The following is a 22,065-nucleotide window of genomic DNA, read 5'->3' as shown; positions in this document are numbered from 1 at the left end:
CTGTCTCACAGTTCCCGAAGGCACTCCCATATCTCTACAGGATTCTGTGGATGTCAAGACCAGGTAAGGTTCTTCGCGTTGCATCGAATTAAACCACATGCTCCACCGCTTGTGCGGGCCCCCGTCAATTCATTTGAGTTTTAACCTTGCGGCCGTACTCCCCAGGCGGTCGATTTATCGCGTTAGCTTCGGAGCCCATCACTCTAGGCAACAAACTCCAAATCGACATCGTTTACAGCGTGGACTACCAGGGTATCTAATCCTGTTTGCTCCCCACGCTTTCGCATCTCAGCGTCAGTATCTGTCCAGAAGGCCGCCTTCGCCACCGGTATTCCTCCACATCTCTACGCATTTCACCGCTACACGTGGAATTCTACCTTCCTCTACAATACTCTAGTTAACCAGTTTTAAGTGCAATTCCTAGGTTGAGCCCAGGGCTTTCACACCTAACTTAATTATCCGCCTACATGCCCTTTACGCCCAGTCATTCCGATTAACGCTCGCACCCTCCGTATTACCGCGGCTGCTGGCACGGAGTTAGCCGGTGCTTCTTCTGTAATTAACGTCAATTGTTGCACCTATTAGATACAACACCTTCCTCATCACCGAAAGTACTTTACAACCCGAAGGCCTTCTTCATACACGCGGCATGGCTGCATCAGGGTTCCCCCCATTGTGCAATATTCCCCACTGCTGCCTCCCGTAGGAGTCTGGACCGTGTCTCAGTTCCAGTGTGGCTGGCCATCCTCTCAGACCAGCTAGAGATCGTCGCCTAGGTGAGCCTTTACCCCACCTACTAGCTAATCCCATATGGGTTCATCAAATGGCGCATGGCCCAAAGGTCCCATGCTTTGGTCTCTCAACTTTATGCGGTATTAGCAGTCGTTTCCAACTGTTGTCCCCCACCATTCGGCAGATCCCCATACTTTACTCACCCGTCCGCCACTCGTCATCAAGTGCAAGCACTTATGTTACCGTTCGACTTGCATGTGTTAAGCCTGCCGCCAGCGTTCAATCTGAGCCATGATCAAACTCTTCAATTTAAAGTTTGATGCTCAATAACTGTCTCTGACATATTCAAATGAATCTTCAGTGTCACTTATCAAGACTTAATTTTTTAGTCCGTAGACTTTAATCTTTTGTCTCGCAAGTGCCCACACAGATTGTCTGTTTCTTATTTTTAAAGAGCTAACAGCTTTTCTAAATCAACCTTCCGTTAATTTACTTCGCTGTCTTAAGGGTTGCGTATACTACGCTAACCTTTTTTATTCGTCAAGATCTTTTTTTCAAAATTTTTGATCTTACTTTTTTCACTAACTTGCCTCAGCTTTTCGCTGACGCCGTGTCAGTGGATGCGCATTATAGGGACTTTAAAAATTCGCGCAAGGGGTTATTGTGCATTTTATTCTTGTTTGCGTTTTTTTTATTCAAGATGAGCTAAAAACAAACTAAAGTTAGTTATTGTAAATGCAAATTTTAATATCTTTGCTAGTTAATTATATTTTTTATAACAGACAAAATAACTTCAAATTAAACACGCTTTATTAAGTTAGAATAAAAAATGCCTTTTACATTCGCTCATCCTGCTATTATATTACCTCTATATAAGAAACCCCACCTATTTTCTATGACGGCTTTGATTATTGGTAGTATGGTGCCCGATTTTGAATACTTCTTAAGAATGGAGGTAAAAAGCACTTTAAGTCATAGTCTAGCTGGTATATTTTTATTTGATTTATCAATGACCCTAGTTATGACTTATATTTTTCATTTTATTGTCCGAAATACTTTAATTAAAAATTTACCTAATTTCTTTTATAGGTGATTTGCTAATTATTTAACTTTCAACTGGAATAAATATTGCTGTCAGCATTGGGGGGGTGCTTTGTTCAACTTTCAGTTTATTACAAAATACTGTTAATATAGGGAAAATGGAAATTCCAATTTATAAATTATTACAACATGGTAGTTCATTAATCGGTATGAGTTTGGTGGGACTATTTATTATTTACCAATTGTAACATCTAAACAGGATAAAGTTGATTTTCCATATTGGAGCTTAATAGTACTTATTACTTTGCTTATTTTTATATTTGGCAACTATTCTTTTTCTATAAATCAGCTAGGTATAACTGTTGTTACTTTTATTAGTGCCTGTTTTATTGGATTAACCATTGCCTCACTAAGACTTAAAAGTATCACTTTAATACAGCGTTTAATCTAAACACTGTATTAGTTAAAACCACAATCAAGATTGGTTTTTTATTCTTTTTGGCAGATCAGCCAAACTATCAATAACCCAATCAGCTTGTTCTAATGCTTCTTCTGTTATGGTATCACCCGTTTTTACTAATACGGTTTTTTTAACACCCGCTTTTTTACCCGACAATAAATCAGACACTCTATCCCCAACCATATAGGAATTAGCAATATCAATTTTTAGTTCTTTGGCTGCTGTTTGAATCATACCGGGACTTGGTTTGCGACATTCACAGTTATCAATTAACGGATCATGAGGGCAATAATACACACCATCTAAATCAACACCGCGATCTTGTAGTGACCAATCCATCCATTCTGTCAACGTGTGAAATTGTTCTTCAGTAAATATGTTTCGGGCAATACCTGATTGGTTTGTTGTGATGACTAACAAAAAACCCATTTTCTTGAGCTCTTGCATCGCATCAATAACACCATCAATAAAATGAAATTTATCAATGGTATGCACATAATTATAATCTACATTAATAGTACCATCTCGATCTAAAAAAATAGCTGGTTTCATATTGACTCTTTTCCTTTTAATTTAGGTATTGCTCTACTTCACATAGCATATTATCGATTGACTTAGATGTCTAGACGTCTTAATATTCGCCTATTCACATTTTATTTTTATATATTATGATACAGTTACAACATATTTCGAAAATATTCGAACATAATAAAACGCCAATTCATGCATTAAAAGACATTACAATACATGTTCCTCAAGGAAAAATTTATGGTGTTATCGGTAAATCAGGGGCAGGAAAAAGCACACTTATTCGTTGTGTTAATCTTCTAGAAAAACCGACTAGTGGTAAAATTTTTTTTGATAATCAAGAAATAACACATCTACCAAATAGAAAGTTAATCAAAATACGTCAAAAGATAAGCATGATTTTTCAACACTTCAACTTACTTTCTTCACGGACAGTATTTGATAATATTGCATTTCCTCTTGAATTAAGCCAAACCCCAAAATCAAAAATCAAGCAAAAGGTTAATGAATTAATTGAATTAGTTGGCTTAGCTGAAAAAGCCGATGCTTATCCTTCCAATTTGTCTGGCGGTCAAAAACAACGTGTTGCCATTGCCCGAGCTTTAGCAAGTGAGCCCAAAGTTTTATTATGCGATGAAGCAACAAGTGCCCTTGATCCTGAAACCACTCATTCAATTTTGGCATTATTAAAAGATATCAACCAAAAATTAGGGCTAACCATTTTATTAATCACACATGAAATGGATGTAGTAAAACAAATTTGTGATCAAGTAGCAGTGATCAGCAATGGAGAATTGGTTGAACAATCATCAGTAGGTGAAATGTTCTCACATGCAAAAACAGATATTGCACGACAATTTATTCAATCAACCTTGCATCTTAATATTCCTGATGATTATTTAACAAGGCTATCACCTGAACCAAAAGAAGGGCTCAATCCTTTAGTACGTTTAGAGTTTACGGGAGTTTCTGTCGACTCCCCCTTGTTATCGCAAATTGCTAAAGAATTTGAAATTGATAGTAATATTATTAGTGCACAAATGGATTATGCAGGGGGGGTTAAATTTGGCTTAATGCTAGCAGAAATGAAAGGGAACCCGAAAAGTATGGCACCAGCAATTCAATTTTTAATAAAAAATAATACCCAAGTAGAGGTTCTCGGCTATGTTTGATTTTATTCCTTCCTTTAAACCTTTCGAATCACTATTTCATTATTTATCCCAATACAGCTTTTGGGGTGACTTTGTTGCTTTTTGTTCATCATACAATGGTTTTAATCAAGCTATGCTATTGAAAATGGCACAAGCCACTGATGAAACCCTTTATATGATCTTTCTATCGGGTTTTTGGGGAACAGTGATTGGATTACCTATTGGAATATTGCTTTATACAACACGCAAAGGGCAGATCTTAGATTGCTATATAACTAATAGTGCTATTTCATTTATTACTAATATATTTCGTTCTATTCCGTTCATTATACTAATTGTATGGATTATTCCTTTTACCACGTTGTTAATGGGAACCTTTATAGGTAAACAAGCAGCTGTAGTACCGTTAAGTATTGGTGTATCGCCATTAATTGCACGCATGATTGAAAATGCATTGTTAGATGTACCTAAAGGGTTAATTGAGGCGGCTCGCTCAATGGGAGCAACACCATTTCAAATTATATATAAGGTTTTATTACCTGAATCATTACCTGTAATTGTTAATAGCATGACGATTACCTTAATTACTTTGACAGGATACATTGCGATGGCCGGAGCCGTTGGCGCTGGAGGTCTTGGACAACTAGCTATTCAATATGGTTACAACGGCTACAAGCCTGCTATAATGAATACTGTTTTGGTTATATTAATTATTATTGTCTTTATTATTCAATTTATTGGCAATAGGATTGTTAAACGAGTTACACATCATTAATTTTGGGAGAAATATATGTCTATTAAAAAGCTAGTACTTATTAGCACATTGGTAAGTACATTTTTTTTAACTGGCTGTGATAATAATAAACAACCAGCTACAACAGATAACAAATCAGCAGAGCCTGCTAAAGTAAGTTCTATCAAAGTAGGAGTGATTTCTGGTCCTGAACAAGAGGTTGCCGAAGTAGCTAAACAACAAGCAAAAGATCTTTATAATTTAGATGTTGAACTAGTTATTTTTAACGATTACGTTACACCAAACCAAGCATTAAATGATGGCTTAATTGAAGTAAACGCGTTCCAACATAAGCCTTATTTAGATGAGCAAATAAAAGAACGTGGCTATAAATTAGCTGTTGTTGGAAACTCATTTGTTTATCCAATTTCAAGCTATTCTCGCAAATTAAAACCGATTGAAGAATCAACAGAAACAGGTGAAGGTGTAAAAGTGACATCACCACGCGGTGAAACCTTCTTTATTCCAGCTAATTCAACTATTGCTATTCCTAATGACCCAACCAACTTAGGACGAGCGTTATTATTATTACAACATGAAGGCATGATTACAGTTGATAAATCTAAAGGTTTATTGCCTACTGTACTTGATATCACTAGCAATCCTTACAACTATAAGATCGTTGAACTTGAAGCACCAATGTTGCCACGTTCATTAGATGATGCTCAAGTTGATCTTGCAATTATCAATAACGCCTTTGCAGGGCAAGCCAACTTAACACCAAGTAAAGATGGTATTTTTGTAGAAGATAAAGAATCCCCTTATGTTAACATTATTGTTTCTCGTGAAGCTGACAAAGAGAATGAAAGCATAAAAAACTTTGTTAAAGCATACCAAACTGACGCAGTGGCAGAAAAAGCTAACCAAATCTTTAATGGTGGCGCTATTCGCGGTTGGTAATAACTTACAATAAATACTTATTACTATCAATTCCGCCGGCTTCTGTTATCGGCGGAAAGCTATTAGCATAAAAGCTATTAGCATGAAAACGATTAGCATAAAGAAAATAAACCAATCCACTTAAAAATTTTCTATAAATCAATAAACAATGACATATCAAATAAAGCCAATCGGCATAATCCGTTCCCCTTATAGTGAAAAATTTGCTGTGCCAAGGCAACCTAATTTAGTTAACGCAGGACAAGGCGAGCTTTACTTATTAGCGCCTTACAATGATCCCGTCAGTGTTAAAGGGCTGGAACAGTTTTCACATTTATGGCTATTATTCCTGTTTCACCATATTGCTCCTGAAAAATGGAGATTAACCGTACGCCCTCCGCGTTTAGGCGGCAATAAAACAATGGGAGTATTTGCTACACGTTCACCATTTAGACCTAACCATATAGGGCTTTCTGCTGTTGAATTAAAAGACATCCTTGTTGAAAATAAACAGGTCATTTTAAAACTAGGTAGCCTAGATTTAGTCGATGGCACACCAATTATTGATATCAAGCCTTATATTCCTTATTGTGACAGCCATTCAGATGCATTTGCAGGATACGCACAATCTACACCAGAAGAAAAGCTAACTGTTACATTTTCACAAAAAGCACAATTAATTTTAGATTTACAAAAACAGGATTATCCTCAGCTCACTGAGCTCATTACCCAAGTTATTTCTCAAGATCCAAGGCCTGCCTACAAACAAAAAAAAATTAATGAACAAACCTATGGACTGACGCTTTACCATTTTAATATTAAATGGAAGATCAGTAATCAACACGCTCTTGTTGAAGATATCTATATAGATAATATATGTTAGTTAGACAAAAATTTAGATCAAATATGTTCTTTATTCTAAATTTTTATTAATGAAAAGCAGGTTTATCAGTGTCTTTAATAAAAAATTACATGAAACTGTTAAAAAAATTGGTATCTTTTGCCAATTCTGATAGACTAAATGCGGGTTTAATTTCCCTATATTTCACTTTGCCACTAAAACTTTATAAGTTTTAGTGGTTCTTTTTATCTGCAATATCAATGATAACTAAAGTTATGTTTGCTTCTCATTTCGGCAATATCGATTGAATCAAATAAATAATGCTTTCCGCAATAATCACAATGAATATCAATTTTGCCGCCCTGTTCAGCTAGAATTTCATCAACCTCATTATTTGGTAAGGTCATTAAGCTATTCTCGCAACGTTGGCGTGAACATCCGCACTTAAAAATAATATCCTGTGTTTCAAAAAGGCGTACGTCTTCTTGATTATATAGGCGGTATAAAATCTCATCAGTCGGAAGCTGAAACAGCTCATCGCTAGTCATTGTCTCAGTTAATGCACTAAGATGCTCAAATGATTCATAGGGGTTTTCATGAGCGGGCAAAACTTGCAATAAAATGCCTGCTGCCATTGGCTTATTATTATACACTCCCGTTTTGACAAATAAGCGCGTTGGCAGTTGTTCCGATTGCATAAAATAGTTTTCGATACAACCAATAAGCGTATCTTTTTCTAATCCGACAATTCCTTGATAACGCTCACCGTGTTTTGGTGTGATAGTGATAACAACATAACCATTACCTACCATATCTTTAAGCGTCGCATTATCAGCGATCTCGCCGTTAACTCGAGCAACACCACGTAACTGTTGTTGATCATTACCATTCACTACCGCTAAAGATAAAGCGCCATCACCCTGCAACTGCACAGCAATATCACCTTCAAATTTTAGTGTTGCGGTTAATAAACTGGTTACAACCAACAATTCACCAAGTAATTTTTGTACCGCAATTGGGTATGAATGATTATCTAAAATCGCTTCATACGTCTGCTCAAGACGGGTAATTTCACCACGAATCGGATGATTATCAAATAAAAAACGATTTAAAGTATCCATATTAATTGTTGTCACCTTGTTGCCTATTGTATTTAAATTTAATCAAATCGCGCCGCTCCTTTTTATCAGGTCTTCTATCGGGATGCGGCATTGTCAATGCATTGAGTTTACGTGCTTGTGCCATTGCTTCTCGTTTAACAATACTATCGGCAGTTTCTAGATAAAGTTGTTGAGCCTCAGTAGCAGTTTTTCGTTGCTCGCTAATAGCTAAAATTTGAATTGTTTTTTGATCCAAACCTTGGCGAAGCGTTAAAATGGCCCCAACTTCAACAGTTTTACTTGGTTTAGAGCGCTGACCATTATAATGTACCTTACCACCTTCAACCATTTCTCGAGCTAATGAGCGAGACTTATAAAATCTTGCAGCCCAAAGCCATTTATCTAATCTTACAAGCAAAATAACACCCTCATATCATACTAATTGTTGAGCTTTCACGCTCAAACACACATAGAAAGCGCATCTTATACATCTTAACCAGTTATATAACGATGCTTTTATAAAAATCAATGCTCAAGATTGATAATATAATCATTTCCCTCGTTTGTCGAAAACACCCCTGCAAAGCTAAATGGTCGAAATTGTCCATGTAAATTAGCTGAATAATTTATCGCTGTTGGAGGTTGCTTTACCAATTTCCAGTCTTCTAACAACGAACTGGTGATATTATATGCATTAAATTTCAAAGATAACGGTTCATTTTGCAACAGATCAATATCCACTTGGGATTCTATCATGCCACTATCAACTAAAGAGCCAAAAGTTAATAAAGCATGATGTTGAGAATCAAATTTTAGAACCAGATCTGGATAACGAATATCAATTTTATTGAACGAACCTTTTTCTGATTTAAAAAACACAGTTCCTGAAAATATGCCTAATTTTTGATTTTCAGCTAAAACAACATTTGAACCTGAAGCTTGAAAATTATATAGGCTAAACGGGAAATCACTGTATTTTCTAATTATTAAACTTTGTAAAATATCAAGCTTATCAACTATAATATGCTTAAAAATATCGGGTAACACGGGTAGCTCAAATTTTTCAGGAACGTCATAATTGATATCGGCTAATGTTAATTTCTCTAGCTGTAGGTCATTATCTTTCCATTTTCCAGAAAAATTTATACTGCCTTTATTCCATTTCGCTAACGCTTTTTGAATCGTCACTGCTTGATTATCGGATGATAATTGAACCAATACCGACGAAAATGACTGCTCATGTAAAACAACATTATCAGCATTAAAAGTAAAAGAACTTTGCTCAAAACGCCATTTATCATCATAACAAAGATTGGTTGCTTCAATATTGCCTTTCTCAATTAAAAAATGAGGCAATTGTATACTACTTTCAAGTATTGATAATTGCTTAATAGTTAATTTTGGCAAAATATGGGAATAGTTGCTCCAAAACACGTCATCTGTTGATTGGAAATTGATATTATGTAACTTTAATTGATCAATATTCAAACTATTATCAGCAAGTACTTTTAATTTACTCACAAAAAAGCCATTATGAATATTTCCACCTAAATTAGTAATCGTTGTAACACCATCGCGATGGAACCCTTGAATAAGTAGTGATTTTATTGGAATTTGATTCACTAAAACATCTTGTGAAGAAAAATCAAATTGATATTGACCTGCTCCCGATGAAATAAAAGGTTGAATGCCCCCATTAATTTTATTGAATGAAAGTTTGTCTTTTCCATTGTTGGCCAGAACATCAACGTTTGAATTAACAAATTTTAGCATATTGCTTGAAAAGGTATAGTGGCCAAAGTGAGTATCAGCAACCGCACCGTTAATAATGGTAATATAATTAAAGTGGGATAATTGCCAAAGATTGCTTTTATCCAATCCTATCACTAATTTAGGAATATGAATAAATTCTTGCTTATTATCGCTCACCACGACTTCATCAAAAGCCAATTCATAGAAATTTGAAAACGAATGATGAACGTTGCCTATTGAAATTGTATAAGAACTTAATCTAGATAATTGCTGACTAACTACTTTAGCGCCAAAAGAGGTTTGCACAACAAAATAAGACAACAAAACTAAAAGCCAAAAAATGAATAGAAAAATGATGATATAAAATCGTAATCGTCGCATAAATAAATTTAATTGTTATAATGAACTATGAATAATTGCATTACGATAACTGATTTTAACCAAAATAGCACCTCATTGCGTATAAATGATTTGTGGTTAAGTTGGTTTTACAGTTAAGATATAAACTTTCATTATATGTTTTTAAATAATAACTGAACAACTCACTTTCCCCTTCTTTGATTAAGATAAGGGAGAGTTATTTTTATTTACTATAAGTAAAAACGGGAGATACCTAGATGAAACAAATCCCAATGACGGTTAAGGGAGCTGAATTATTACGAGCCGAACTTGAAGAGCTCAAAAATGTCAAAAGACCACAAATAACAGCAGCCATAGCTGAAGCAAGAGCTCACGGCGATTTAAAAGAAAATGCTGAATACCATGCCGCAAGAGAACAGCAGGGCTTTTGTGAAGGCCGTATTCAAGAAATTGAAGGCAAACTTTCACAAGCACAAATTATTGACATAACTAAAGTAAAAAATACTGGGCGTATTATTTTTGGTGCAACAGTAACCGTTATCAATGTAGAAACAGACGAAGAAACAACCTATCGTATCGTAGGTGATGATGAGGCAGATTACAGGCAAAATCTTATTTCAGTCAATTCACCGATTGCTAGAGGTTTAATCGGCAAAGAAGATGGCGATACAGTACAAATTAAAACGCCAGGTGGTGATGTGGAATTTGATATTATTAAAGTGGAATATATCTAATCTTCAATACATTATAAATAACAAACAGGGCTGATAGCCCTGTTGTCGTATTTATTTAGGTAAAGTGATTTTCTTATCTTCACTTGGTCTAAAAATAGTAAAATTAGAACCCACCAATTGCACTGGCAAAGCCTTGGTTTCACGAATAATGGCATCGCAAATAAGCTTTTTAGTTTCACGATCTTCAGCAGAAACCTTAATTTTAATTAATTCATGGAAATTTAAGGCATTGTCAATTTCGGCAAGTACACCTTCGGTAAACCCGTTAGCACCAATCATGACAATAGGTTTTAAATGATGGGCTTCGCCTTTTAAGTACTGTTTTTGTTTATTCGATAAATTCATTAAATTTTTTATCATATTAAGTTGCAATTTTGTTATTCTACCCTTATATATATTTGTAATCAATAAAGTGACCTCTTTACATTAAGGATTTATTCGCAGTGAGTAACAAAAAACGCTCTGCAAGCTCAACACGTTGGCTCAATGAGCATTTTAATGATCGCTTTGTACAACAAGCGCAAAAAAAAGGGCTACGATCTCGAGCGTGGTTTAAACTTGAAGAAATACAAAAAAGTGACAAATTATTCAAACCAGGTATTACCGTTGTTGATTTAGGTGCAGCTCCTGGTGGTTGGTCACAATATGTTGCATCACTTATAGGTAACAAAGGTCGCATTATTGCTTGTGATTTGTTACCAATGGATCCCATTGTAGGTGTTGACTTTTTGCAAGGTGATTTTCGGGACGAAGCCGTTCTAAAAGCGTTACTTGAGCGAGTTGGTGAAGAAAAAGTTCAGGTTGTCATGTCAGATATGGCGCCAAATATGAGCGGGCAACCTGCTGTTGACATCCCCAGAGCCATGTATTTAGTAGAGCTTGCATTAGAGATGTGTAGAGATGTGCTTGCGCCTAATGGTAATTTTATTGTCAAAGTGTTTCAAGGTGAAGGATTTGAAGAATACCTAAAACAGGTACGTTTGATGTTTAAAACAGTCAAAATTCGTAAGCCAGAGGCTTCGCGAGCTAGGTCTCGAGAAGTTTATATTGTTGCAATGGGGATGAAGTAGCCAGTTGTATAATTTTGTAGTACCATACTTCGTTAAATTTAGTCGTAACTGTTAATTTTTATGAGAGGTTTTTCTTTTGAACGACATGGTAAAGAATTTACTGATCTGGGGAGTTATTGCTGTAGTATTGATTACTGTATTTAACCAATTCAGTTCAATATCCAATAGCGGACCTCAAGTCAATTATACCCAATTTAATTCCGATATCACAGCTGGTAATCTCCAAGAAGTGCATATTAAAGGACGTGAAATTATTGCCACAACCAAAAATAATGGCAACTACGTCACTTACATCCCTTATTTAGATGAAAAACTAATGGATGACTTGTTAGCCAATAAAGTACCTGTCTATGGTGCACCTGATGAAAGACCAAGTTTAATAATGAGCATATTTATTTCTTGGTTCCCTATCATTTTACTTATTGGGTTCTGGCTCTTTATGATGCGCCAAATGCAAGGTGGTGGTAAAGGTGGTCCAATGTCAGTTGGCAAAAGCAAAGCCAAAATGCTAACGCCAGACCAAGTTAAAACCAAATTTATCGACGTTGCTGGCAGTGAAGAGGCAAAACAAGAAGTCACTGAAGTGGTCGATTTTTTAAGAGATCCAGGTAAATACCAAAAACTAGGTGGACGAATTCCAAAAGGTATTTTAATGGTTGGGCCTCCAGGTACAGGTAAAACATTACTAGCAAAAGCAATCGCTGGCGAAGCCAAAGTGCCTTTTTTCAGCATGTCAGGTTCGGACTTTGTTGAAATGTTTGTTGGTGTGGGAGCATCACGTGTCCGAGATCTATTTGAACAAGCGCGCAAACATGCGCCTTGTATCATCTTTATTGACGAAATTGACGCTGTAGGCCGAAAACGTGGCGCAGGCTCAATGGGCGGGCATGATGAACGTGAACAAACATTAAACCAAATGCTAGTTGAAATGGATGGATTTGAAGCTAATAGTGGCATCATCATTATTGCAGCAACCAACCGAGCTGATATTTTAGATCCTGCCTTACTCCGTCCAGGTCGTTTTGACCGCCAAGTACAAATTGGCTTACCGGATATGAAAGGTCGAGAACAAATTCTTGCAGTGCATGTGCGTAAAGTGCCTCTAGGATCTGATGTTGATTTATCGGTACTAGCACGTGGAACGCCGGGCTATTCTGGTGCAGAATTAGCGAATTTAGTCAATGAAGCGGCTTTATTTGCTGCACGTCGCAATAAGCGTGTGGTCACAATGGATGAATTTGAAGAAGCTAAAGATAAAATTAACATGGGCACGGAAAGACGTTCATTAACCATGACTCAAGAGCAACTTATTTCAACCGCTTATCATGAAGCAGGACATGCCATTATTGGCTACTTAATGCCTGATCATGATCCTATCCATAAAGTCACCATTATTCCACGTGGGCGCGCACTTGGTGTAACCTTCTTCCTACCTGAAGGTGATCGTGTTAGTGAAAGTCGTGAAAAACTGGAAGGCGATATTGCAACCCTTTATGGTGGACGACTTGCAGAAGAACTCATCTACGGTGCCAATAAAATTTCTACTGGTGCATCAAATGATATAAAAGTTGCCACACAATATGCACGAGCGATGGTAACACAATGGGGATTTTCTGAACGCTTAGGTCCATTATTTTACGAAACCGATGATAATTCATACGGACGACCAAAAGATATTTCTGACGAAACAGCTAGAATTATCGACGAAGAAGTCAAAGCCATTATCGATCGTAATTATCAACGAGCTCGTCAAATATTAACTGACAATATCGATATCCTTCATGCAATGAAAGATGCGCTAATGAAGTATGAAACCATTGGAGCAAAACAAGTTGCAGATTTAATTGCACGTCGCCCGATTACAGCGCCTGATGATTGGACTGAAAGTGACGAACACGCAGCAAGCAAAATACCCAATGAAGGAAGTGACATACCGCCTCAATCAAAAGGTTAATAAGCTCAAATAAAATATAACGCGCTACGGCGCGTTTTTTATCGGTAAAATAAAAATAGATGATAAGTAAATTTACATGAATAAAACAACAAGTAAGCTAAAAATTTAACAACCTAGTTGATAAGTTTCAATGCCATTTAAATTGTTGCATTATTAACACTAACCATATAAGGCTTTTAATCATGGAAATACATTTTAAAAATCAAGTGATGGATCTTTCATTCCCACAAGTTATGGGCATTATAAATATGACGCCAGACTCGTTTTCTGACGGTGGGACTTATAACAATCTTAATGATGCCATGCGCCGTGTTGATAGCATGATTCAAGCTGGCGCAACATTTATTGACGTAGGTGGTGAATCAACACGCCCAGGTGCAACCGAGGTTTCCGTTGATGAAGAGCTTAACCGCGTTATCCCCCTAGTTGAAAAAATTGCTCGTTATTTTGATGTCTGGATATCGGTTGATACCTCAAAACCACAAGTCATGACAGAATCTGCTAAAGCAGGTGCTCACCTAATCAATGATATTCGAGCCCTTACAGAGCCTGGAGCTATTGAAGCTGCTGCACAAACAGGGCTACCTGTTTGCATCATGCACATGCAAGGCGATCCTAAAACCATGCAAAATGCGCCGTACTACAAGCAAGATATATATCAAGAAGTCGACCTATTTTTTGCAAAGCATATAGATCGTTGCTTAAATGCTGGTATTGCCCGTGAAAAAATCATACTCGATCCTGGTTTTGGATTTGGCAAAACGCTAGCCCATAATTACCGCCTATTAGCAATGCTTGAAAAGTTCCATCATTTCAACTTACCCTTATTGGTTGGCATGTCTCGAAAATCGATGATTGGGCAAGTATTAAATGCACCGCCACAAGAACGTACTCTCGGCAGTGTTTCATGTGCCGTAATTGCAGCCATGAAAGGAGCCCAAATTATTCGTGTACACGATGTTAAAGAAACTTTTGATGCATTGCGGATTGTCCAAGCAACGCTTGCAGAGCAAGGCTCATAGGTTGGTCAGTTGAAAACAAGACATTTTGCACTAAAAAAACAGTCAGAAAAGCCATTGATTTTATTTTTCTAGGCTGCACCATGAAGTGCAATTCGCCTTAACGTCTTAAAATAAAAAAAGACTGGCTTTTAAACTTATGCCGTTTTCTCTTGGGCGTGGGTTCAATAAATATGGTATTTTTTTTATTGTAACTACCCCCTAAAATAGTACAGCAAAAAAGTAGAAAATTCTCTATGATAAAAGTAAAAGAGGATTTAATTATGAAAAAAATGACTGAACATCAAATCGTCGCTATTTTAAAAGAAGCAGAGGCAGGTGTACCCGTTAAAGAGTTGTGCCGTACATATGGCATGGGTAATTCAACTTTCTATAAATGGCGGGAAAAATACGGCGGTATGGAAACGTCGGATATTAAACGCTTAAAGGAGCTGGAGGCTGAAAACCGTAAGCTTAAACAGATGTTTGCCGAACTGAGCTTAAAATCCCAGCTTCAGGAAGAAATCATAAAAAAGCTTTAGTGCCCACCAAGGCACGTAAAACGTGGGCACAGCAACTACAACAAAATCATTCAGTTACTATTGTTATGAGTTGTGCTATTGTTGGCTTAAGCCGTTGTGCTTACTACTATCAATCTAAGTTACAGGATGATTCGTGATTATTTCGGTGTTGAATGCTATCACAGACCGGCATTTACGTTGGGGCTTTCCTAAGTGTTTTAATCGTATCAGAAAGCTCGGCTATAAATGGAATCATAAACGTGTTTATCGGGTGTATTGTGAGTTAAAACTGAATCTTAAAACAAAACGAAAACAACGAATGCCACCTCGGGAGCCAGAAAAGTTATTGGCTCCCAATAAACAAGGTGAATGTTGGTCAATGGATTTTATGAGTGACAGTAGTCGTAATCAACGTCGCTTTAGGACATTCAATGTCATCGATGACTTTAATCGTGAGGCGTTAGGTATTGATATTGCAGTAAGCTTACCCGCAGGAAGGATTACCCGTTACTTAGATAAACTGGCCGAATATCATGGGTATCCATTAAAAATACGGGTCGATAATGGGCCAGAATTTACAGGAAAAACCTTTACCAACTGGGCTAAATTACATGGTATAACCATTGATTATATCCAGCCCGGTAGCCCTTATCAAAATGGCTATATTGAACGATTTAATCGTACCTATCGTACTGAAGTGCTCGATCTATATCTTTTTAACAACTTAACACAAGCAAGGAAAATAACTGAAGAATGGTTAACGGTTTATAACACCGAAAGACCGCATGAGGCATTAAATAACATGACACCGATTGAGTATAAAACACTAAAACAAGCGGCATGATTTTCTACGTGAGTTGTGTACTAAGTTTGGGGTATTTACATTAATTATGTTTCGAATTTCTTTTTTATCTCCCAATCTATTGTCAAAAAATGCTCATTGAGTCATTGATCTATCTCTTTTTATTCTTTTCAGCTTGTAATAATATGAAAATCGAGTATCGTTTCTTCCTAGAAAAATGATTATAATGCATAACAATCACCAAATTGTGGTGATGCGACGTAGCTAGTATAAATTACCTTTCTATTGCCTTCACTTCACTGGGTTTAAAATTACATTTCATGTTTTAATCCAGAAAAAATAAAAACTTCAATAAAATCAATGGTTTTTCTGAATGATTTTTAAGCGCCAAATATCCCATTTTTAACCCCCCCAATCGGCTGTGGACGATTGTTATTTGGCATCAGAATAAACCACCAACGGAGCAAGTTTAACACGCCCGAAAGCACACAAATAAATATCACTCCTTGCTGATTAAAGATTCTTGCTAAAATTTGGGGTATAATTTCTATTATCTTTTAATTATGGATATAACGCTAATGCCACATATAACTAAACCATTAAATATTATTTTTGCTGGCACACCTGATTTTGCCGCGACTCATCTAAAGGCGCTAATTGAGTCTCATCATAATGTGATTGCTGTTTTTACTCAACCCGACCGACCTGCTGGTCGTGGTAATAAGTTAACAGCAAGCCCTGTTAAGCAATTGGCTGTTGAGCATGATATTACTGTTTATCAACCAGTAACGCTTAAAAATGAAGAAAATCAAAAAATTATTGAAAAATTAAATGCTGATATTATGATTGTTGTTGCTTACGGGCTGATTTTACCACAATCTGTACTTGATATGCCTAAATTAGGCTGTTTGAATGTGCATGGTTCATTACTACCACGTTGGCGTGGTGCAGCACCTATTCAACGTGCTTGCTGGGCTGGCGATCAAGTTACAGGTGTTACTATCATGCAGATGGACGCAGGACTTGATACGGGTGATATGTTATATAAACTTTCTTGCCCAATTGAGCATACCGACACCAGCGCATCACTGTATGAAAAACTAGCCCAATTAGGACCACAAGCGCTACTTGATACATTAGCCTTAATCGGCGAAGGAAGAATCCAACCAGAAAGGCAAGATTCATCACAAGCAACCTATGCCGAAAAACTTTCAAAACAGGAGGCAAAACTTGATTGGAGTTTACCTGCTAAGCAACTTGAACGTTGTATTCGCGCTTTTAACCCATGGCCAGTTAGCTATTTTGACATTAATGGTGAGCCGATTAAGGTATGGCAAGCCGCTGTTGTTGAAATTGACACAGAACAACCCGCAGGCACTATTTTAAAAGCAGATAAAAATGGTATTTGTATTGCAACTAGCCAAAATGCATTGAATATAACACTTCTACAACCTGCGGGTAAAAAGCTGATGTCAGCACAAGATTTATTAAATTCTCGTAAAACATGGTTTGTTGTTGGTGAACAACTAAGCATGGATTAACAATGCATAGACTCACAATCTAAGCGCTAATATTACAGGATTTCATCCTGTAATATTTATCGTTTTCTCGCCAAAAGTGTAGCAAACCTTAATTTTATTCGGTTACCATGAATATCTGTTTTATGCAATTGACCAATATCTTCATTATATTTTATGATCTCCCAATCTTGATAATAATTTAATAATTCTTGTTTTTTAAATGTGAATGAAAATCCGATAGAACATGGGTAATCATCCGTTGACATTGCGCAAACAATTAAATTATAACCGCCATATTGGGTAACTTGTTGCATATTATGAATAATATCTGGGATTTTATCGGGTTGTAAAAACATCATCACAACAGTTGAGATAATTAGATCATATTCACCTTTTAAGTTTGCTTGGTTAATATCATAAATCGTAGCATTTATACGTGGCAAATTTTCGTTTGTAATAATTTGTTGTAGATTCTCAATACTTGATTGAGATTTATCTACCGCCTCTACATCAAAGCCTAACCGCTGAAGATAAAGCGAATTACGACCAGATCCACAGCCAAGATCTAACACCCGCCCCCTAGGAATAAATTGACACGCTGACACGACTTCAGAATGCGTCTTAGTCATTTGGTACTTTTTATGCGTGTAATCCTCGGGTTGACAATAAAAAGCGAGTTGGCATTGTAGGTCATTTGACACCTTGGCAATACGGTGCCACTGCTGAGGCAATACAAATGGTGGTTGATGCTCAATATCATAGTGATGTCGACTTATGACCTCGCCTTGCTCAGTTAGCATTTCAAAATCCAAACTACCAGCAATAATATGTAATTTTGCCCAAGTGCCCGCTTGGGTATTGTGCTTTTCGCTAAATGATGGCGGTAAGTTTTGCGCATCCCAAATTGGCAACATTTTATAATTAACTAAGTTTTTCAAATTGCATCATCCTTAAAACAAATTAATAGTTAGCTATTATAGTCAATGGCTAAGCACATAAACAACTCACAGTAACACAAGATAAAATAACAACAAGTTGCGAAACATAAATTTATTGTGGCGCAATTGCCGTTATCAACATATAATCGTCACTATCCTAATCTATTAAAGTAGAAACATTAGAGGAATAATTTATGGGATTTTTAGCAGGTAAGCGCATACTGGTTACTGGTGTTGCAAGTAATCGTTCTATTGCTTATGGTATTGCACAAGCGATGCATCGTGAAGGAGCTGAATTAGCTTTTACTTATCAAAATGATAAATTAAAAACACGTGTTGAAGAATTCGCTGCTGATTTTGGTTCTAAAATCGTTTTACCTTGCGATGTCGCTCACGATGATAGCATCACTGAACTATTTGCAGAACTTGCAAAAACTTGGGATAAATTTGACGGATTTGTCCATGCTATTGCTTTTGCACCTGGCGATCAATTAGATGGCGATTATGTTAACGCAGTAACTCGTGAAGGGTTTGCTATTGCACATGACATCAGCTCTTATAGTTTTGTTGCGATGGCAAAAGCATGCCGATCGATGTTAAATCCAAATTCAGCTTTAGTCACTCTTTCTTATCTAGGTGCTGAACGTGCGATTCCTAACTATAACGTAATGGGCCTAGCTAAGGCATCATTAGAAGCCAATGTTCGTTATATGGCAAATGCCATGGGACCAGAAGGTGTGCGCGTTAATGCCATTTCAGCAGGACCAATTCGTACGCTTGCAGCATCTGGCATTAAAGACTTCAAGAAAATGTTATCTCATTGTGAATCAGTCACGCCAATTCGTCGCACAGTTACTACCGAAGATGTGGGCAATTCGGCTGCGTTTTTATGCTCAAATCTAGCATCTGGCATTACTGGCGAAGTCATCCATGTTGATGGTGGGTTTAGTATTGCTGCAATGAATGAGTTAGAGCTTAAATAAACTTATGATTTTCTCTCTCGCCTCAGGCGGGAGAGATTATTCTAATTATTTATAAGGAATACTATTTGATTACATCTTATATGAGATGATATTGAGCATTAAACTTGTCTTATTGACTCGAATACTGCATCAATTCATTACAGAATTTAGAGAATAATCAGCTGTTATTTGCCAATAATATAAACAATTAACTGCTTTATGCCAAAAGCTCCTCATCAGTAATTCAAATAGCTTCTATTGGACAAGAATCCCACAAAAACAATAATTATCTATCAATTTTTTTATTTTAAAAAACTTCATAAAACAATTTTATTTGATCATCGATTAAATCATCTCAAAGCTGGACTATTTCTAATATCAATTACCTAGCTAGCGCCAATATTAGAATGAGATCTGTTTATTAAGGAATATTTATCACTTCATCCTGATTAAATATCGAAAGTGAGTAAAATACCTTTATCAAGAATAATACCCAATATTTTTATTTTATTTGAATAAATTGCTTTCATAATGCTACTTGATCATTATACTTTCCTAAAATATTTTTACAAAATAAAAGAGAAATTAGCATACAGATAATCTTTTTTCAGCTAAAATCTATAGCTTATTTGCTCGTTATAGCCCGTTGGAGATAAAATGAAAATAGCAAAAAACACAGTAGTAAGTATAGCATACCAAGTTAGAACGAAAGATGGCGTTCTTGTTGATGAAGCAACAGCAACTGCTCCGCTTGAGTATTTGCATGGCGCAGGAAACTTATTACAAGATCTTGAAAAAGCCCTAGAAAGTCATGAAGTTGGTGATAAATTTGAAGTTGAGATAATTAATGCATATGGTGATTTTAATGATGCACTTGTGCAAAATGTTCCTCGTGATGTGTTTGTCGGTGTTGATGAATTAGAAGTTGGTATGCGCTTTTTTGCTGATACTGAGCATGGTTCTTTACCAGTTGAAATTACCGCTATCGATGGCGATAATATCACTATTGATGGTAATCATATGCTAGCGGGACAAGATCTAAAATTTAACGTTGAAGTATTAGCTATTCGTGAAGCCACAGAAGAAGAAATCGCTCACGGTCATATTCACGGTGAACATGGGCATGATCACGGACATGGTGGTTGCGGTTGTGGTGGCCACGACCATGAAGATGATGATAGCGGTTGTTGTGGCAGAGGGCATAGCGGTTGCGGTTGCCATTAAGTTGTCGCCGTTTAGGATTTAATGATAAAAGCGCTATACAGCGCTTTTTATTTGCCAGATATCCAAAATATTACTTAATAATTTGTGAAATAAATCCCAATATTTTACAACACAGTTTTGTACTGTTAATTTTTCCATTAATAATCTAGATTTTGCTATTATTGGAACTTAGCATTATGTCTTCACAACCAGCTTCGTTGATGCCACGGGAAAAGCTGTTAAAATTTGGCGTTGAAACTCTCAGTGATGCAGAATTACTGGCACTTTTTTTACGAACAGGCAGCAAAGGCTTACCTGTTTTAGAACTATCACAAAAATTGTTAAATGAGTTTGGCTCTTTTTATAACTTAATTAATGCAAGCCATAGTGATTTTTGCAAAAAGCATGGGTTAGGCACAGCGAAATACACCCAACTAAAAGCTGTTGTCGAGCTGTCACATCGTTATCTAAAAGTTAAAATATCCAATGAAAACTCACTAACTTCACCAGCACTAACCCACCATTATTTAGCTAGCCGTTTGGCAGATAAAGAACGTGAGGTTTTTATGGTGATTTTTCTAGATAACCAAAATCATGTTATTTCATCAGAAGAAATGTTTATCGGTACCTATAATTGTGTAGAAGTTCACCCACGAGAAATCGCTAGACGAGCATTACAATATAATGCCGCTGCATTAATTTTGGCACACAACCATCCTTCAGGCATGGCTGAACCCAGTCAAGCTGACCGTGCGCTAACAGTAAAAATAGATCAAGTTTGTAACTTGATTGATATTCGTATTATTGATCACCTTGTAATTGGTAAAGGCGAATATGTCTCTTTTGCCGAACGGGGATGGATTTGATAGCCATTTTTACTTACAATATAGCATTATATGCATACATAAGCCTGTTTTTATGAATCAACAACTAGAATTACTTGAAACTAAAGTTGCTTTTCAAGAAGTTACCATTGAGGAATTAAACCGTATGGTAACAACCCTTCAAGCAGATATCAGCAAATTAAAAGAGCAATTGACTTTATTATCCCAAAAGCTACAAGCAACACAATCATCGAATATTGCCAACTTATCGGAAGAAACACCACCGCCTCATTATTAGCTAACTACACTTACATCGATAATTGTTATTCAACCTGTCTTAGTTAGTTGATAATGCTTTAGTATCATTTAACCAATAACTAACTTTAAATAAGGTTGGTAATTTATAATTTAAAATATAATTACAATAAATGTAAATGAGAAAATAAAAAACCGGCATATAGCCGGTTTTAATACGCAATGATTTAATAATTATTCAGCTGTTGCTTCTGCTTCTACTGCAGGGCGATCAACTAATTCGATATAAGCCATTGGAGCATTATCTCCATCACGGAAACCACATTTTAAAATACGTACATAACCACCAGGACGGGTAGCAAAACGTGGGCCTAAATCTGAAAATAATTTTTTCACTGTATCTTTATCACGGATACGAGCAAAAGCCAGACGGCGATTAGCTACGCTATCGCTTTTGGCTAGCGTAATTAACGGTTCAACAACACGACGCAACTCTTTTGCTTTAGGCAATGTAGTTTTGATGATTTCATGTTCAACAAGTGAACTTGTCATGTTACGAAACATTGCTTGACGATGGCTGCTATTTCGGTTCAGTTGACGACCACTTTTACGATGGCGCATAACTTTATCCTTCTTATATAAATTTT

22 protein-coding genes, 1 rRNA gene and 1 pseudogene are annotated in these 22,065 nt (G+C 36.5%); 16 read left to right on the top strand and 8 right to left on the bottom strand.

Annotation, left to right across the window (positions count from 1 at the left end; all coding sequences use genetic code 11):
• Window positions 1-1,043, bottom strand: a 16S ribosomal RNA gene (locus A9G30_RS01395); the annotation flags it as partial.
• 518 nt (window positions 1,044-1,561) lie between these two features.
• Here A9G30_RS01395 and A9G30_RS13520 point away from each other — a divergent pair.
• Both A9G30_RS13520 and A9G30_RS13515 read left to right on the top strand, forming a co-directional pair.
• Window positions 1,562-1,825, top strand: a complete 264-nt coding sequence (locus tag A9G30_RS13520; protein ID WP_065587801.1) for a DUF4184 family protein — start codon at window positions 1,562-1,564, stop codon at window positions 1,823-1,825.
• Window positions 1,826-1,880: 55 nt separating this feature from the next.
• Window positions 1,881-2,021 carry a DUF4184 family protein gene (locus A9G30_RS13515; RefSeq protein ID WP_176700819.1) on the top strand — a complete coding sequence of 47 codons (141 nt, stop codon included), beginning with the start codon at window positions 1,881-1,883 and terminating at the stop codon, window positions 2,019-2,021.
• Between the two features lie 227 nt (window positions 2,022-2,248).
• Here the strand turns inward: A9G30_RS13515 and gmhB are convergent, their stop codons facing one another.
• Entirely contained in the window at window positions 2,249-2,785 is a 537-nt protein-coding gene (gene gmhB / locus A9G30_RS01385) for a D-glycero-beta-D-manno-heptose 1,7-bisphosphate 7-phosphatase (protein ID WP_065566584.1), read from the bottom strand.
• Between the two features lie 116 nt (window positions 2,786-2,901).
• On the opposite strand from gmhB, the gene metN reads away from it, so the two are divergent.
• The 4 genes from metN to tsaA all read left to right on the top strand — a co-directional run bounded on the left by metN (window position 2,902) and on the right by tsaA (window position 6,467).
• The gene (metN, locus tag A9G30_RS01380) at window positions 2,902-3,933 is read left to right on the top strand and encodes a methionine ABC transporter ATP-binding protein MetN (RefSeq protein WP_065587800.1); all 1,032 of its coding nucleotides are present in this window, start codon (window positions 2,902-2,904) and stop codon (window positions 3,931-3,933) included.
• Window positions 3,934-4,045: 112 nt separating this feature from the next.
• A complete protein-coding gene (locus tag A9G30_RS01375) occupies window positions 4,046-4,687 on the top strand; it encodes a methionine ABC transporter permease (RefSeq protein ID WP_065566589.1) in 642 nt (213 codons plus the stop codon).
• Between the two features lie 15 nt (window positions 4,688-4,702).
• On the top strand, window positions 4,703-5,605 hold the full coding sequence (gene metQ / locus A9G30_RS01370; RefSeq protein ID WP_065587799.1) for a methionine ABC transporter substrate-binding lipoprotein MetQ: 903 nt from the start codon (window positions 4,703-4,705) through the stop codon (window positions 5,603-5,605).
• Window positions 5,606-5,753: 148 nt separating this feature from the next.
• On the top strand, window positions 5,754-6,467 hold the full coding sequence (tsaA, locus tag A9G30_RS01365; protein WP_065566581.1) for a tRNA (N6-threonylcarbamoyladenosine(37)-N6)-methyltransferase TrmO: 714 nt from the start codon (window positions 5,754-5,756) through the stop codon (window positions 6,465-6,467).
• A gap of 215 nt (window positions 6,468-6,682) precedes the next feature.
• Here tsaA and hslO read toward each other — a convergent pair whose 3' ends face one another.
• The 3 genes from hslO to A9G30_RS01350 all read right to left on the bottom strand — a co-directional run bounded on the left by hslO (window position 6,683) and on the right by A9G30_RS01350 (window position 9,601).
• Complete coding sequence (hslO, locus tag A9G30_RS01360) at window positions 6,683-7,546, bottom strand: Hsp33 family molecular chaperone HslO (protein WP_065587798.1); 864 nt, start codon at window positions 7,544-7,546, stop codon at window positions 6,683-6,685.
• A gap of 1 nt (window position 7,547) precedes the next feature.
• The gene (gene hslR, locus A9G30_RS01355) at window positions 7,548-7,943 is read right to left on the bottom strand and encodes a ribosome-associated heat shock protein Hsp15 (RefSeq protein WP_218057679.1); all 396 of its coding nucleotides are present in this window, start codon (window positions 7,941-7,943) and stop codon (window positions 7,548-7,550) included.
• Between the two features lie 107 nt (window positions 7,944-8,050).
• A complete protein-coding gene (locus A9G30_RS01350; RefSeq protein ID WP_141671939.1) occupies window positions 8,051-9,601 on the bottom strand; it encodes a hypothetical protein in 1,551 nt (516 codons plus the stop codon).
• Window positions 9,602-9,894: 293 nt separating this feature from the next.
• Here A9G30_RS01350 and greA point away from each other — a divergent pair, with 293 nt between their 5' ends.
• Complete coding sequence (gene greA / locus A9G30_RS01345; protein WP_065566577.1) at window positions 9,895-10,371, top strand: transcription elongation factor GreA; 477 nt, start codon at window positions 9,895-9,897, stop codon at window positions 10,369-10,371.
• A 51-nt stretch (window positions 10,372-10,422) separates the two neighbouring features.
• Here the strand turns inward: greA and yhbY are convergent, their stop codons facing one another.
• On the bottom strand, window positions 10,423-10,716 hold the full coding sequence (gene yhbY / locus A9G30_RS01340; RefSeq protein WP_065566588.1) for a ribosome assembly RNA-binding protein YhbY: 294 nt from the start codon (window positions 10,714-10,716) through the stop codon (window positions 10,423-10,425).
• A gap of 98 nt (window positions 10,717-10,814) precedes the next feature.
• Here yhbY and rlmE point away from each other — a divergent pair, with 98 nt between their 5' ends.
• The 5 genes and pseudogenes from rlmE (at window position 10,815) to fmt (ending at window position 17,257) form a co-directional block, all read left to right on the top strand.
• On the top strand, window positions 10,815-11,441 hold the full coding sequence (rlmE, locus tag A9G30_RS01335; RefSeq protein ID WP_065566576.1) for a 23S rRNA (uridine(2552)-2'-O)-methyltransferase RlmE: 627 nt from the start codon (window positions 10,815-10,817) through the stop codon (window positions 11,439-11,441).
• A gap of 76 nt (window positions 11,442-11,517) precedes the next feature.
• On the top strand, window positions 11,518-13,395 hold the full coding sequence (ftsH, locus tag A9G30_RS01330; RefSeq protein WP_081295530.1) for an ATP-dependent zinc metalloprotease FtsH: 1,878 nt from the start codon (window positions 11,518-11,520) through the stop codon (window positions 13,393-13,395).
• Between the two features lie 182 nt (window positions 13,396-13,577).
• Complete coding sequence (gene folP, locus A9G30_RS01325; RefSeq protein WP_065587795.1) at window positions 13,578-14,417, top strand: dihydropteroate synthase; 840 nt, start codon at window positions 13,578-13,580, stop codon at window positions 14,415-14,417.
• A 260-nt stretch (window positions 14,418-14,677) separates the two neighbouring features.
• A pseudogene (locus A9G30_RS12275) lies at window positions 14,678-15,758 on the top strand (IS3 family transposase).
• Between the two features lie 545 nt (window positions 15,759-16,303).
• The gene (fmt, locus tag A9G30_RS01310; RefSeq protein WP_065587802.1) at window positions 16,304-17,257 is read left to right on the top strand and encodes a methionyl-tRNA formyltransferase; all 954 of its coding nucleotides are present in this window, start codon (window positions 16,304-16,306) and stop codon (window positions 17,255-17,257) included.
• Window positions 17,258-17,313: 56 nt separating this feature from the next.
• Here the strand turns inward: fmt and tehB are convergent, their stop codons facing one another.
• On the bottom strand, window positions 17,314-18,174 hold the full coding sequence (tehB, locus tag A9G30_RS01305) for an SAM-dependent methyltransferase TehB (protein ID WP_065567143.1): 861 nt from the start codon (window positions 18,172-18,174) through the stop codon (window positions 17,314-17,316).
• A gap of 194 nt (window positions 18,175-18,368) precedes the next feature.
• Here tehB and fabI point away from each other — a divergent pair, with 194 nt between their 5' ends.
• The 4 genes from fabI (at window position 18,369) to A9G30_RS01285 (ending at window position 21,461) form a co-directional block, all read left to right on the top strand.
• Window positions 18,369-19,157 carry an enoyl-ACP reductase FabI gene (gene fabI, locus A9G30_RS01300; RefSeq protein WP_065567144.1) on the top strand — a complete coding sequence of 263 codons (789 nt, stop codon included), beginning with the start codon at window positions 18,369-18,371 and terminating at the stop codon, window positions 19,155-19,157.
• Window positions 19,158-19,793: 636 nt separating this feature from the next.
• Window positions 19,794-20,360 carry a peptidylprolyl isomerase gene (gene slyD, locus A9G30_RS01295; protein WP_065587794.1) on the top strand — a complete coding sequence of 189 codons (567 nt, stop codon included), beginning with the start codon at window positions 19,794-19,796 and terminating at the stop codon, window positions 20,358-20,360.
• Between the two features lie 176 nt (window positions 20,361-20,536).
• A complete protein-coding gene (gene radC, locus A9G30_RS01290) occupies window positions 20,537-21,205 on the top strand; it encodes a RadC family protein (RefSeq protein WP_065587793.1) in 669 nt (222 codons plus the stop codon).
• 52 nt (window positions 21,206-21,257) lie between these two features.
• Window positions 21,258-21,461, top strand: a complete 204-nt coding sequence (locus tag A9G30_RS01285; RefSeq protein ID WP_065567148.1) for a SlyX family protein — start codon at window positions 21,258-21,260, stop codon at window positions 21,459-21,461.
• A gap of 191 nt (window positions 21,462-21,652) precedes the next feature.
• Here A9G30_RS01285 and rplQ read toward each other — a convergent pair whose 3' ends face one another.
• The gene (rplQ, locus tag A9G30_RS01280) at window positions 21,653-22,039 is read right to left on the bottom strand and encodes a 50S ribosomal protein L17 (RefSeq protein WP_065558593.1); all 387 of its coding nucleotides are present in this window, start codon (window positions 22,037-22,039) and stop codon (window positions 21,653-21,655) included.
• Between the last annotated feature and the right edge of the window lie 26 nt (window positions 22,040-22,065).

The sequence above is a fragment of the Gilliamella sp. Fer4-1 genome (assembly GCF_001690515.1).
GTDB classification, from domain to species: Bacteria; Pseudomonadota; Gammaproteobacteria; order Enterobacterales; family Orbaceae; genus Gilliamella; species Gilliamella apicola_C.
Note: the sequence above shows the minus strand (reverse complement) of the source record. Positions and strands in the feature narration are given on the sequence as shown.